This is a genomic window from Segatella maculosa OT 289 (assembly GCF_000243015.1).
Taxonomy (GTDB): Bacteria; Bacteroidota; Bacteroidia; order Bacteroidales; family Bacteroidaceae; genus Prevotella; species Prevotella maculosa.
The window spans coordinates 443,092-456,783 of sequence record NZ_JH594502.1 but is presented as its reverse complement, the minus strand read 5'-3'; the positions used below and the strand labels follow the sequence as shown (position 1 = coordinate 456,783).

Here is a 13,692-nt window from a genome sequence, read left to right as displayed (position 1 = left end):
GTGTGTGTGTGTGTGTGTGTGTGTGTGTGTGTGTTAGCAAATTATTTGGATTGACCAAATAATAAGCGTTAAAAGATGCAGAGAAATCAAAGTTTCTTTGCATCAGGCTCACACCTTTATAATATATATGATTACTTTTTATCATCGCGTGCAAAGGTAAGGCAAAATTTCGGAACGGCCAAATAATCGGTCAAGAAATGTTAGAGACACTCATTCCATTTTGATGAAATAAACGGCCACACTTTCGTGCAATTCAACTTTAATTGCTAATTTTGCAGCGACAAGACTGCACCCGTGGGACCCCCACATATAAAAAAGGAACATGAACGAGATGATTAGAATCAAAGACATTGCTGAACGGGCGGGCGTTTCTGTGGGAACGGTAGACCGAGTGCTCCACAAGCGCCCCAACGTGTCGGCCCCGGCACGGGAGAAAGTGGAGCAGGCCCTTAAGGAGATGAACTACCAGCCCAACATGTATGCAAGTGCGCTGGCACACAACAAATCCTACACTTTCTATCTTTTCATTCCTAAGCACGAACAGGAGGCTTACTGGGAGGAAATCGAGGAGGGCGCGAACAAGGCCATGGAGGCGCGGCGCGACTTCCACATCGACGTAAGGCTCGTTTATTACGAACGCTTCGACAATGCGTCGTTCAGGCAGGAAAGCAAAGCATGCCTTGCACTGCGGCCCGACGGCGTGATTATCGTGCCGGCCGAGCCTGCAGTCACACAAGAGTTCACGGACGCCATGCATGAACAAGGCATTCCTTTCGTTATGCTCGACTCTTATCTGCCGGCACTCCGTCCGCTGTCGTTCTACGGTCAAGACTCATTCAGCAGCGGATATTTTGCGGCAAGAGTCCTGATGATGGAAGCTGCCGGGGCGCAGGAAATCATGCTAATGAAACAGATGAAGAACGGGAGCGTGGTCAGCAAGCAACAGGCGAACCGCGAAGTGGGGTTCAGACATTACATGGAAACGCATTACCCGGAAGTGAGCATCAACGAAGTGAATCTACCGCTCGACGATACGAAAGATGCCTACGCCGCAATCCTCGAAGACTATTTTACCCGGCATACGCTCACCCGGCATTGCATCACGTTCGGCTCAAAGGCACATCTCGTAGGCGAGTTCCTGCAAAGGACCAACCGTGCAGACGTTCACATCATGGGCTACGACATGGTGGGCAAGAACGCGGAGTGCCTCAAGAAAGGCAGCATCTCCTTTCTGATTGCCCAACACGCCTACCAACAAGGTTATTCCTGCGTCGAGGCACTGTTCAGGACCATCGTGCTGAAAAAGGAGGTTCAGCCTGTAAACTACATGCCCATCGAGCTCATTATGAAGGAAAACATCGACTTTTATCGACGAACACAACTATAAAACAAACAAATATACTACAACCAATCAACATGAAACAAACTGCTTACTTACAAATCAACAAGGCCGACACGGTCGTCGTCTGCCTTCGCCCTATCGACAAAGGAGAGACACTGGAAATCGGCGGGCGACGCATCACGGTACGCCAAGACACGCCTGCCGGACACAAGATTTTACTGCGTGACACGGCAAAAGGAGAGAACATCATCAAATACGGCTACCCTATCGGCCATGCAAAAGAAAACCTCGAAGCGGGTGAATGGGTCAACGAGCACAATATCGGGACCAATCTTGCGGGCACGCTGAACTATGAATACAAGCCCGTGAAAGAGGTGCTCGACATTAAAGATGAGCACAGGACTTTCAAGGGATACGTCCGGAAGAATGGTGAAGTGGGTGTGAGGAATGAAGTCTGGATAGTCCCGACGGTGGGTTGCGTGAATGGCATAGCCGAACGTCTGGCAAAGCAACTGGAACAAGAGACTCGGCTCGAAGGCATCGATGCCGTGCATGCTTGGCACCACAACTATGGCTGCTCGCAATTGGGTGACGACCACGAGAACACGCGCAAAATACTTCGCGACATTTGTCTGCATCCTAATGCCGGTGCCGTACTGGTATTGTCGTTGGGCTGCGAGAACAATCAGCCCGAAGACTTCATGCGACTGTTAGGAGATTATGATGCCGACAGGATTCAGCTTCTTATAACCCAGAAGGTCGAGGGCGACGAGATGGAAGAAGGAATGAAGCTCCTACGACAGCTCTACGCGAAAGCCGCACAAGACAAGCGTAGCGAAGTTTCCGTCAGCAAACTGCGCGTTGGTCTGAAATGTGGAGGAAGCGACGGTTTCAGTGGCATAACGGCCAATCCGCTTGTCGGCGAATTCTCAGACTGGCTGGTTGCACAAGGTGGTACGACCATTCTCACGGAAGTTCCGGAAATGTTCGGGGCAGAGACCATTCTTATGAACCGCTGTAAGACACCGCAGCTGTTTCAGAAGACCGTAAGCCTGATCAACGATTTCAAAGATTATTTTCTCAGTCATGGCGAACCCGTCGGCGAGAATCCTTCTCCCGGAAACAAGGCCGGCGGAATATCTACCTTAGAAGATAAAGCTTTGGGATGCACGCAGAAGTGTGGACGTGCCCCTGTCAGCGGTGTTCTTGAATATGGAGAACGCCTGCGACATAACGGACTGAACCTGCTGTCTGCCCCCGGAAACGATTTGGTCGCCGCCACGGCGCTGGCTGCGTCAGGTTGCCAGTTGGTGCTGTTTACGACGGGTCGCGGCACGCCTTTCGGCACTTTCGTCCCCACAATGAAGATAAGCACCAATTCCAATCTTTACAACACGAAGCGCAACTGGATTGACTTCAATGCGGGAGAGCTCGTGGAGGGAACGGATATGGACAGTCTCAGGAACCGCTTTACTGACAAGATTATCGCTACGGCAAGCGGCGATTTGGTCAGAAACGAAATCAACGATTACAGAGAGATAGCCATTTTCAAAAACGGCGTAACTTTATAAAACAAAGAATTTGAGTAATAAGAAAGGATTACTGGCCCTATCGCCACTCTTCATGCTGATTGCATTCATCGTGATGTTTACAATCTATTCCGTCGACAAAGGGAAAAACGAGCCTAATCTCTCGCTCTCTGTCGCTTTCATGCTGTCGAGTATCTATGCCATCATCATATCGGGTGGTCTTCCCATAACGAAAAGGATAGACATGTTCAGCCGGGGAGCCGGGGCCGGTAATCTGATGCTCATGCTTTGGATTTATGTCTTGGCCGGTGCGTTTGCTGCATCGGCAAAGAGCATGGGAGCCATTGATACGACCGTAAACTTCACGCTTCATTATCTGCCGTCGGACATGCTGTTACCGGGACTCTTTTTGGCGGCGTGTTTCATTTCCGTGTCTATCGGCACCAGTGTAGGAACGGTCGTGGCCTTGGTTCCCATTGCAGCTGGCATAGCCCACTCCACAGGCTTCAACACAGCTCTGATGACGGCTGTCATTGTTGGTGGAGCCTATTTCGGCGACAATCTTTCGTTTATTTCGGATACAACGGTAGTTGCAACACAGACGCAAGGCTGTGCTATGAAAGACAAATTCCGCGTGAACTTCGCCATCGTGGCACCGGCAGCCCTTATTATCCTCATTATTTATTTCTTTTTGGGAAACGAAATCAGTGCCCCAACCACAGTTCCTCCAGTCGAATATGTCAAGATGCTCCCCTATCTTATAGTTTTGATTACAGCTATTGCAGGCATGAACGTCATGGCCGTGCTTACACTGGGACTCTTCTTGTGCGGCATCATCGGCATGGCAACCGGTGACTACAATGTCTACAGCTGGTTCTCGGTCATGGGCGACGGCGTCCTCGGCATGGGCGAGCTCGTCATTATTGCGATGATGGCTGGCGGAATGCTGGAGATAATCCGTGAGAATGGTGGCATTGATTATATCATCGATAAGATGACTCGGAAAATCAACAGCAAACGTGGAGCCGAATTATCCATCGCAACGCTTGTCTCGTTTGTCAACATCTGTACGGCCAATAATACGGTGGCCATTTTGACTGTAGGTTCCATCGCAAAGAAGATAGGAGATAAATACGGTGTCGATAACCGTAAGGCCGCCAGCATACTGGACACTTTCTCCTGCTGCGTGCAAGGACTTATTCCCTACGGTGTCCAAATGCTGCTGGCCGCAGGATTGGCCGGGGTGAGCCCTATACAAATCCTCTCCTACCTTTACTATCCGATGGCCATTGGCGTAGCGGCCTTGATGTCAATTCTGCTGCGGTATCCCAAGAAGTTCTCCTAACCTGTCCCGTCGTTCTATGCATATCATCTATCGCAATCTTTTTACGAAACTCAGGATTGACAACTTTCAAACCCAAGAACGGTTGGAACCCATGTCAAGGTTCAAGATAAGAAAGCTCATGGCAATCATGAAGCATATCGCCGACATGCCGGCCGGAGAAATTGCCTTATCAAATCCGATACTGAACAGACGATTGAAGAAAATACAGCGAGAGGAGCCGCACGCCATCGATACTTCCATCGAAACCATCTATCTCCTGCGCATCATCGTCAGCAATGTCAATGCAACGATGAATTACGGAATGCCCGTCCGCGGCATTATACAATTGGGGCAATACTTGCGCTCACGCGGCGACAAGGTCGACTTCGTGAAACTGGAGCTTTGGCTGGCAAAACTGCACATCGCGCGCTTGGCACAGCTTCAAGGAAGTGTCCTCACCAGCCTTTTGGGATTCAGCAAAGACGAACTTCCTTTCGTGAAGCGGATAGAGCGGAATGCCGTTCCGCTGACCCTCCGTTCCATCAGCAACATCGAACGTGACGAAGCGCAACACGCCGGACAAGATAATGACCTCCCTCCACACAACACCCGAAAATTGCTATGCCGAAACATAAGCTATCTTACTTATGCCCCCATGGAGACCATCGGCAATCTGCTGTCGAATTTCTCAAAAAGTCTTCCGAAAATTGAGGAATAACGCGAGTTTTGATATGAGAATTTTGATCTCCCGATTCGATTTTCCCTACTTTCTTCCCGGAGTTTTATAACAAATGCACGTGCAGAATAAGCAAAATAAAATTAATTTATTTTGCCATTATGCCTTTTTAGGGTAATTTTGCAGCCATGAGTTTCAAGAAGACATACACGGCCCTCCTACTCGCGCTCCTCTCCACAACGGCAATGAAGGCGCAGGACTACATTCAATGTGAAGACACGTGCACCCATGTGCATGGAATCGACTTGAGCCACTATCAGGGAGACGTGTTTTGGGAAACGCTGGGCGAGAACTCCAAGATGGCCTACGTCTATCTGAAAGCCACCGAGGGCGGCGACCATATCGACCGGAAATACGAGCGCAACATCGAACTGGCACACAAATACGGACTGAAAGTTGGCTCATACCACTTTTTCCGGCCCAAGACCGACCTCGCTCTCCAACTGCGCAACTTCACCACCCAATGCCAGCCGGCCAAGCAAGACCTCATCCCGATGATCGACATCGAGACAAAGGGCGGCCTCGACACCGAAGCCTTCTGCGACTCGCTGTTCAAATTCATCACCATGGTAGAAAAGGCCTACAACCAGAAGCCGCTGCTCTACACGTTCGTCAACTTCTACAACAACTATCTGCAAGGCAAAATCAACGGCTACAAGCTGATGATTGCACAATACACCGACCGTACGCCCGTCCTGGCCGACGACCGCGAATATACGTTGTGGCAATACACCGGAAAAGGCCGCATCAACGGCATCAACGGCTATGTGGACAAAAGCCGGTTTATGGACCGCCACAGCCTGCGCGAAATAAGATTCAAACACTGACAATAACCTTTATAACAACAACAGTATGGCAATAATAAAATGTCCGGAATGCGGGAACCCTGTCAGCGACAAGGCTCCCATTTGTCCCAAATGTGGTGTGGAAATAGCAGGGAAAATCAAGCCCGCAACGACGACTCCTCCGCCCGTTCCCCCAACGTCGGAAACCGACAGACCGCAACGGCCCGACAACGAGAAAAAGAAAAAAGACACGAAGAACCTGCTCATCATTTGCCTCGTCATCGCACTGGTCGCCTGCGCCGCAGGATTCTATTTCTATCACGATGCACAGGCCGGCAAGGAGCAAGACGAATACGAATATGCCATGAGGTCGTCTGACCCCGCCGTGCTGCAGGCCTACTTGGACACCTTCACCGATGCCCCGAGAGCGCACATCGACAGCATTCAGGCCCACCTGACGGTGCTCATGCAGAGCGACAGAGACTGGACAAACGCCTTGGTGAGCAACTCGAAGTCGGTCTTCGAAGACTATCTTGCAAACCATCCCAACTCTCCCTACAAAGCCGAGGCTGAGCACAAGATCGACTCGCTCGACTGGATCACCGCCTCGACGACCAACACGCCCGATGCCTACAACAGCTACCTGCAGCGCCATCCCAACGGAGAATACGTGGACGAGGCTAAAGACGGCATCAAAAACGTGAATGCCAAGACCGTGCAACCCGAAGAGAAAACTATGATCGCCAGCCTCTTCCGCCACTTCTTCCAAAGCATCAACTCGCGCGACGAAACCGCACTGACAAGCACCTGCGAAAGCATCATGACCTCGTTCCTCGGCAAGTCGGACGCCACCCGAAGCGACGTGTCAACATTCCTCAACAAACTGTGGAAAGACGACATCACCAACATGAACTGGCGCATCAACAACGACTATTCCATCGACAAGAAAGAAGTGGGCGAGGGCGAATACGAATACACCGTGAAATTCTCCGCCGTCCAGCTGAAAGAGTCTGAAGACGCATCGAAGAGCGGCAAGAGCACTTTTCGCATCAGCGCAAAAGTCAGCCCCAACGACAAAATCAGCTCGTTCAACATGGTCAAGATACTCGAATAACATTCGAATCCAAACCGATTATTCGCTTTTCCCGCATGCGCAAGCCTCAAAACGAATAAAATATAGCTTGCGCACCCGGGCGAAGGTCTCAAACGTAAACATGTGTTAACTGCGCAACGTGCGCAAATCCCGCCCATTAAGCTGCGTTAACATTGTAGGGGTACGAAAGTCTCGCCTGTTAAGCTGTGTTAACATCGTAGGGGTACGAAAGTCCCGCCTGTTAAGCTGTGTTAACTGCGCACAGGGCGCAAGTGCCAAAACGAAAGAAATATTGATTGCGCCCCGGGGCGCAATCTTTTTTATGACTGATTTGGAGTAATTCTTCCCTTAAGAACTTATACCAGATGCCCCGAGTGCCGCGGGAAAGCCTCTCACAGCTTTCTTAGCGCGGCCAGCAGTTCCTGATTCTCGGATTTCGTCCCGATGGTGATGCGCAGGCAATCGTCGCAAAGCGTGATGCGCGTACGGTTGCGCACAATGATGCCTCGGTCGACGAGATAATCGTAGATGCCCTGTGCATCGGTGACCCGTGCAAGGAAGAAGTTGGCTTCCGTGGGATATACCTTCTTGCAAATGGGAAGGTCTGCAAAGGCCTGCATGACGCGCGTGCGCTCTTGCTTGATGATGGAGACCCATTTGTCCACGGCGAACGGGTCTTTCAGTGCATCGATGGCCTGTCGCTGGGTCAACGCATTGACGTTGTAGGGATATTTCACCTTGTTGAACAGGCCGATAATATCCTTAGAGGCAAAGGCCATGCCCAGTCTGATGGCCGCGCAACCCCACGCCTTGCTCATCGTGTTGAGCACGATGAGGTTGGGGTGGCTCGCCAATTCATGTCTGAACGGGCGGGCGTTGGCAAAGTCGCTATAGGCTTCGTCGATGATGACGATGCCTTGGAACATCTGCAACACTTTTTCTATCGCCTCACGGTCGATCAGGTTTCCCGTCGGATTGTTGGGCGAGCAAATCCACATCAGTTTCGTGTGCGCATCGCAGGCTCCTAAAAGTTTGTCTGCTGTTATCCGATAATCGGCATCAAGCAACACGGGCCGGTATTCCACGTTGTTGACATCGGCGCACACCTCGTACATGCCGTAGGTGGGTGCGATAGCCACGACATTGTCGATGCCGGGTTCGCAGAAGATGCGATAAGGCAGGTCGATGGCCTCGTCGCTACCGTTGCCCAAGAAGATGTTCTCTGCCGGAACACCCTTTACGGCAGCGAGCAACTGCTTCAATTCCTGCTGCAAAGGGTCGGGATATCTGTTGAACGGCTTATTGTAGGGGTTCTCGTTCGCATCGAGAAACACGGTGGCCGAACGGCCCGAGAACTCGGTTCTGGCACAGCTGTAGGCGGCCAAACGCCATATATTGGGGCGGCAAAGTGCCTTGATTTCTTTCATCTTGTGCCTGCTTTAGGGGTTGGTGTCATTGATTCTGATGCGCATCGCGTTGGCATGGGCCTCCAACTGTTCGTTCTCTGCCATGCACACCACGGCCTTTCCGATGCTCCGGACGCCTTCACGCGTCAGGTGTTGGAAGGTAATCTTGCGATTATAGCTGTCGAGATTCACGCCGCTGTATGCCGTCGCATGGCCGTGCGTGGGCAGGGTGTGGTTGGTTCCGCTGGCATAATCGCCTGCACTCTCGCAGGCATAGTTCCCCAAAAAGACACTTCCCGCATTCGTGACTTGTTTTGAAAGGTTTTCGGCATCTTCGACAGCAAGGATGAGATGCTCGGGTGCGTAGGCATTGCTCAGGGCCATGGCCTCATCGGTGTCGTGCACCAAGACGAACCGTGAATGTGTCAACGTCTTTTCGGCCATATCCTTGCGGGGCAGCCGTTGCAATTGCTTGTCGGTTTCGCTTTCGATGGCCAGCAAAGCTTCTTCCGAAGTGGCAATCAAAAGCACTTGTGAGTCGGTGCCATGCTCGGCCTGCGAGAGAAGGTCGGCCGCAACGTATGCGGGATTGCACGTGTCGTCGGCGATGACGCACACCTCCGACGGGCCCGCGGGCATATCAATGGCAACATCATGCAAGCTCACCTGTTGCTTGGCCGTCATGACATATTGGTTACCCGGCCCGAAAATCTTATAGACTTTCGGTACGCTCTCCGTACCGTAGGCCATGGCTCCGATGGCCTGCACGCCTCCAATCTTGAATATCTTGTCAACGCCGGCAATCTTTGCAGCCATCAGAATGGCCGGGTTCACCCTGACGTGACTATCGGGTGGCGTGCAAAGCACAATCTCCTTACAGCCTGCAATCTTTGCGGGGGTGGCCAACATCAGCACCGTTGAGAAGAGGGGAGCCGTTCCGCCGGGGATATACAACCCCACTTTCTCGATGGGCACGCTCTTTTGCCAACAGGTGACACCGCGTGAGGTTTCAACCTTAGTGCTTTCAAACTGCTGTGCCCGATGGAACTTTGCGATATTGCGATGGGCCAACGCCAAGGCTTCCTTCAGTTCAGACGAGACGAGTGTCTCGGCCGCATCCATTTCTGCTTTACTGACGGCGAGGTCTTGCAAAACGGCATGGTCGAACTGCTGCTCATAGCCTTTCACGGCCGCATCGCCATGCTCCTTGACATGGGCCAGCACTTCTGCCACAACAGCATTGAGCTGCGAGACGTCGAGTTGCGGACGCTTCACAAGGTCTCCCCACTCGGCACGTGCCGGATATTTAATGATATTCATGCTTATAGAATCATCTTTTCAATAGGCGTAACCAAGATACCCTGCGCACCCAACTCTTTCAGTTTGCCGATAATCTCCCAGAAGCTTTTCTCATCGAGAACCGTATGAATGGAGCACCATGTCTCATCGGCCAGCGGAATAATCGTTGGACTCTTGATACCCGGGAGCACTTCGGCGATGGCTTTGATGTTGCTCTTGGGTGCATTCATCATGACATACTTCTTGTCTTGCGCCGAGCGCACAGCCCCGAAGCGGAACAACATCTCGTTAAGTATCTTGTGTTTCTCTTCGTCCAGTTGCCAATTGGCTATCAGTACGGCCTCGCTCTTGGTAACCACCTCCACTTCGCGCAGGTTATTGCTCACCAACGTGCTGCCCGAACTGACAATATCAAAGATGGCATCGGCCAACCCTATACCCGGACTAATCTCCACACTGCCCGTGATGACATGAATGTCGGCATTGATGCCGTTCTTCTTCATAAACTTCGAGAGAATGACGGGATAAGAGGTGGCTATCTTCCGGCCATTGAACCAACTGAGCCCCGGATAGCTCACATCTTTCGGAATGGCTAAAGACAAACGACACTTGCTGAAACCGAGCCGGTCGATGATTTGGGCGTTCTCGTCACGCTCCATGAACTCGTTCTCACCCACAATACCGATGTCGGCCACACCGCTTGCCACACTTTGCGGAATATCATCGTCTCTGAGATAAAGGATTTCGAGCGGAAAGTTGGAAGCCTGCACCAAAAGGCTACGCTTGTTGGCATTTACTTTGATGTCGGCCTCGGCCAGCAGATGCATCGTGTCGTCATAGAGACGACCTTTTGATTGTATAGCAATACGTAACATGTTGCGTCGTGATTGAATGAAAAATACGATGCAAAAGTACGCTTTTCTAAAGATATTTGCAAATAATGTTGTAATTTTGTGCCCCATAGGGGCTTATTCCTTATATATTATAAGAAAGCATCAACGTTTATGCGCTATTTATTGATTGGGTTAACGGCGGGCCTACTGACGGTGGCAATGCTGGCATCATGCAACGGAAAGAAAGAAAAGGTGCTGACGCCTTGGGGAGAGGAAGTCGGCAGCGAAGACTCCTTGCCCAAGCAAGGCAGCTTCACGCTGACAGACATTCAGAGCAACGGCGAGCTCATCGTGCTCACGATGTCGGGGCCCGAGACCTATTATGACTACAGAGGCCGCGGAATGGGACTGCAATACATGCTGGCCGAGAAGTTCGCCGAGAAGTTAGGCGTTTCGCTCCGTGTAGAAGTCTGCAGAGACACGCTCGAGCTCGTGCGCCGCTTGCTTGCCGGCGATGGCGACCTGATAGCCTTTCCGCTGCCACGCGGTTATAAGCACATCGAATACTGCGGCGCAAAGATGGAAGCACAGCACGCACAATGGGCCGTCAGGCAGCACAACGAAGAACTGGCCGACTCGCTGAACAGCTGGTTCCGCCCCCGCATGATTGCTGAGCTGAAGAAAGAAGAGGCCTTCCTTTTGTCCACACGCAGCGTGACGCGCCACGTCTACTCGCCGATGCTCGACCGCTCGGGCGGCATCATCTCGCGCTGGGACATTCACTTCAAGCAGTATGCCCCACTTGCCGGCTGGGATTGGCGACTCATGGCAGCACAATGCTATCAGGAGTCGACCTTCGACCCACAGGCACACTCGTGGGCCGGAGCCTACGGACTGATGCAAATCATGCCCCGGACGGCCGACCACTTGGGGCTTCCCCGCGAAGACCTGTACAACCCCGAGCGCAACATCGCCGCAGCAGCCAAATATATCCGTGAACTGTCAGACCGGTTCTCCGACATTGGCAACCCCATCGAAAGGTGCTGTTACGTGCTGGCAAGCTACAACGGAGGCTTCTTCCACATTCGCGACGCCATGGCCTTGGCGCGCAAGCAAGGCCGGAACCCCAACCGCTGGAGCGACGTCAGGGAGTATGTGCTGCGCCTGAGCACCCCGGCCTACTACAACGACCCCGTCGTGAAATACGGCTACATGCGAGGCAGCGAGACCGTCAACTATGTCAACCGCATCATCGACCGCTGGGCGCAATACCGCGGCTTTACGCATGGCGGAAGCACCGGCACGATGGGCGGCAGCTTCAAGGGCTTCGGCGACGGTTTCGGCAACATGAAGCCCTCGCGTGCCAAACATCACAACCGCTTTAAGCTGTAGCCGCTCGGCAAGGCCCGTCCGCCCGTTCCACTTCCATAACTATCCTCACTCTTCCTTAAGCAGTAGTCGCCCAGCAAAGCGTATCTCCATGCGCTTTGCTATAAGGATATCGGGTTTCCCGCCACGGTGGGAAAACATTCCCGCCACGGTGGGACATTATTCCCGCCATGGTGGGACGCTATTCCCATCATGGCGGGAAACCAAGCATTATACTATCAGGCAAGGAGAACTCCCTATGCAAAAGGCGCAGCATCTACGTAGGGAATAAGAGAAAACCTCTATGCGGGGGCGCACTGAGATGGACGTTATCCGACAACAAAAGAGGGCAGGTATCGCTACCTGCCCCCTCGAATCAATCATCTGCGGTTATTCTGATACTTTAACCACCTTATAGTCTCGTTTTCCCGTCGGCCAAACGCCTTTGATAATCAGCACGGGATCTTTGCTCGTCGATACGCTCTTCACGAGCTCCTGCAGGTCAGAGATGCTCTTCAGCGGCATGTCGTTGGCATATTGCATGATGAATCCTTGGCCGATGCCGCCGTCTTTAATGGCTCCCTTGCCCACTTTGGTCACTTCGAGTCCGAAGCCCAAGTCGTATTCCTTCTTCTGTTGCTCCGTTATGGGGCGGAAGCTTGCGCCGAGCACATCGAGGTCGGCCGTCTTGATGACCTTCGTGTTGCCTTGCGCGTTCTTCAAGGTGACGGTCTTGCTCTTCTTTGCCTTGTTGTGGAAATAGGTCAGCGTGACTTGCTCGCCCGGCCGTTTCTTGGAGAGCAGTTCCTGCAGTTCGGCCATCTTCGTGATTTTCTTGCCGTCGGCCTCGACGATAACGTCGCCCTTGACGATGCCGGCTGCCGAGGCAGAGCTGCCTTCGACCACCTCGGCCACGTAGACGCCTTCGTTCGTTCCGAGGTCAACCGTCTTGTTGTCTTCCTTCTGTGCGTTGATGTAGTTCAGCACATCGCCTCCCTTGATGCCCAGCACAGCACGCTGCACGGTGCCGTATTGCTTGAGGTCGTCCACCACCTTGTTCATGATGGTGGTTGGAATGGCAAAGCCGTAGCCGCTGTATGAGCCCGTCTGCGAGTAGAGCATGGCATTGATGCCCACGAGTTCACCCTTGACATTGACCAATGCGCCGCCGGAGTTTCCGGGATTGATGGCTGCATCGGTTTGTATGAAGCTCGATATCTGCGGTCCGTTGGTGCCTTCTCCGCCCATGGAACGGGCCTTTGCGCTGACGATGCCTGCCGTTACCGTTGAACTGAGGTTGTAAGGATTTCCCACTGCGAGCACCCATTCGCCTACTTTCAGGTTGTCGCTGTCGCCGATGGGCAGCGTCGGCAGGTTCTTACCATTCACTTTTATCAGTGCAAGGTCGGTGTTGGGGTCGGTTCCGATGATGCGGGCAGAGAACTCGCGGTTGTCGTTCAACGTAACCGTCAGTTCATCGGCACCGTTCACCACATGATTGTTGGTCACGATGTAGCCGTCGGGGCTGATAATCACGCCGCTTCCCGTGGCTTCTTTCTTCGGGGTCTGCACTCTGCGCTTCTGCGTTCCGCCGTTTCCGCGGTCGGGATTGCCGAAGAAGCCGAACGGACCGAAGAAGTCGCTGAACGGATCTTCCTCTACTTCCACCGTTTGCACCTTGGAATTTTGCACATACTTAATATGAACCACTGCGGGGAGTGCCTTCTCCGCAGCATAAGTCAGGTCTACCGGCTGCCCTGCGGCAACGGATTCGATGGCCGGAGCCGCATTCGCTTTGATGAAAGCTCCGGCAGAAAGGCCAAGTGCAGCTATGCACATGGCACTAAAAACATACTTACCATACATTTTCATAATCCTATTCTGTTAGTTTATATTTCAAGTTTCAACTTCTTACTTCTGCAAGTAATTGGTTGCAAATATAAAAGTAAAACCAAGAATATACATGAAAACCATTAA

The 13,692-nt window shown here is 52.3% G+C and carries 11 protein-coding genes; 7 read left to right on the top strand and 4 right to left on the bottom strand.

What is annotated here, in order from left to right; genetic code table 11:
• Nucleotides 1-322 precede the first annotated feature (322 nt).
• The 6 genes from HMPREF9944_RS06035 (at nucleotide 323) to HMPREF9944_RS06010 (ending at nucleotide 6,830) form a co-directional block, all read left to right on the top strand.
• Nucleotides 323-1,387: a LacI family DNA-binding transcriptional regulator gene (locus tag HMPREF9944_RS06035; protein ID WP_008565175.1), complete on the top strand. Its 1,065-nt coding sequence runs from the start codon at nucleotides 323-325 to the stop codon at nucleotides 1,385-1,387.
• Between the two features lie 29 nt (nucleotides 1,388-1,416).
• On the top strand, nucleotides 1,417-2,913 hold the full coding sequence (locus HMPREF9944_RS06030) for a UxaA family hydrolase (RefSeq protein WP_008565174.1): 1,497 nt from the start codon (nucleotides 1,417-1,419) through the stop codon (nucleotides 2,911-2,913).
• 73 nt (nucleotides 2,914-2,986) lie between these two features.
• Nucleotides 2,987-4,216: a Na+/H+ antiporter NhaC family protein gene (locus tag HMPREF9944_RS06025; protein WP_406674627.1), complete on the top strand. Its 1,230-nt coding sequence runs from the start codon at nucleotides 2,987-2,989 to the stop codon at nucleotides 4,214-4,216.
• A 16-nt stretch (nucleotides 4,217-4,232) separates the two neighbouring features.
• Nucleotides 4,233-4,913 (top strand): hypothetical protein, encoded by a 681-nt coding sequence (locus HMPREF9944_RS06020; RefSeq protein ID WP_008565172.1) that lies wholly within the window; start codon nucleotides 4,233-4,235, stop codon nucleotides 4,911-4,913.
• Between the two features lie 146 nt (nucleotides 4,914-5,059).
• Entirely contained in the window at nucleotides 5,060-5,758 is a 699-nt protein-coding gene (locus HMPREF9944_RS06015) for a glycoside hydrolase family 25 protein (RefSeq protein WP_008565171.1), read from the top strand.
• Nucleotides 5,759-5,783: 25 nt separating this feature from the next.
• Complete coding sequence (locus tag HMPREF9944_RS06010) at nucleotides 5,784-6,830, top strand: zinc ribbon domain-containing protein (RefSeq protein ID WP_008565170.1); 1,047 nt, start codon at nucleotides 5,784-5,786, stop codon at nucleotides 6,828-6,830.
• 371 nt (nucleotides 6,831-7,201) lie between these two features.
• Here HMPREF9944_RS06010 and hisC read toward each other — a convergent pair whose 3' ends face one another.
• Genes hisC through hisG form a run of 3 tightly spaced genes read right to left on the bottom strand, consistent with a single transcriptional unit; the run spans nucleotide 7,202 to nucleotide 10,389 of the window.
• Nucleotides 7,202-8,236, bottom strand: a complete 1,035-nt coding sequence (gene hisC, locus HMPREF9944_RS06005; protein WP_008565169.1) for a histidinol-phosphate transaminase — start codon at nucleotides 8,234-8,236, stop codon at nucleotides 7,202-7,204.
• A 12-nt stretch (nucleotides 8,237-8,248) separates the two neighbouring features.
• A complete protein-coding gene (hisD, locus tag HMPREF9944_RS06000; RefSeq protein ID WP_008565168.1) occupies nucleotides 8,249-9,535 on the bottom strand; it encodes a histidinol dehydrogenase in 1,287 nt (428 codons plus the stop codon).
• Nucleotides 9,536-9,537: 2 nt separating this feature from the next.
• Nucleotides 9,538-10,389, bottom strand: a complete 852-nt coding sequence (gene hisG / locus HMPREF9944_RS05995; protein ID WP_044113408.1) for an ATP phosphoribosyltransferase — start codon at nucleotides 10,387-10,389, stop codon at nucleotides 9,538-9,540.
• A 129-nt stretch (nucleotides 10,390-10,518) separates the two neighbouring features.
• Between hisG and HMPREF9944_RS05990 the strand changes: the two genes are divergently transcribed.
• On the top strand, nucleotides 10,519-11,739 hold the full coding sequence (locus tag HMPREF9944_RS05990) for an MltF family protein (RefSeq protein ID WP_008565166.1): 1,221 nt from the start codon (nucleotides 10,519-10,521) through the stop codon (nucleotides 11,737-11,739).
• Between the two features lie 366 nt (nucleotides 11,740-12,105).
• Here HMPREF9944_RS05990 and HMPREF9944_RS05985 read toward each other — a convergent pair whose 3' ends face one another.
• Entirely contained in the window at nucleotides 12,106-13,587 is a 1,482-nt protein-coding gene (locus HMPREF9944_RS05985; protein WP_008565164.1) for a trypsin-like peptidase domain-containing protein, read from the bottom strand.
• Nucleotides 13,588-13,692 lie beyond the last annotated feature (105 nt).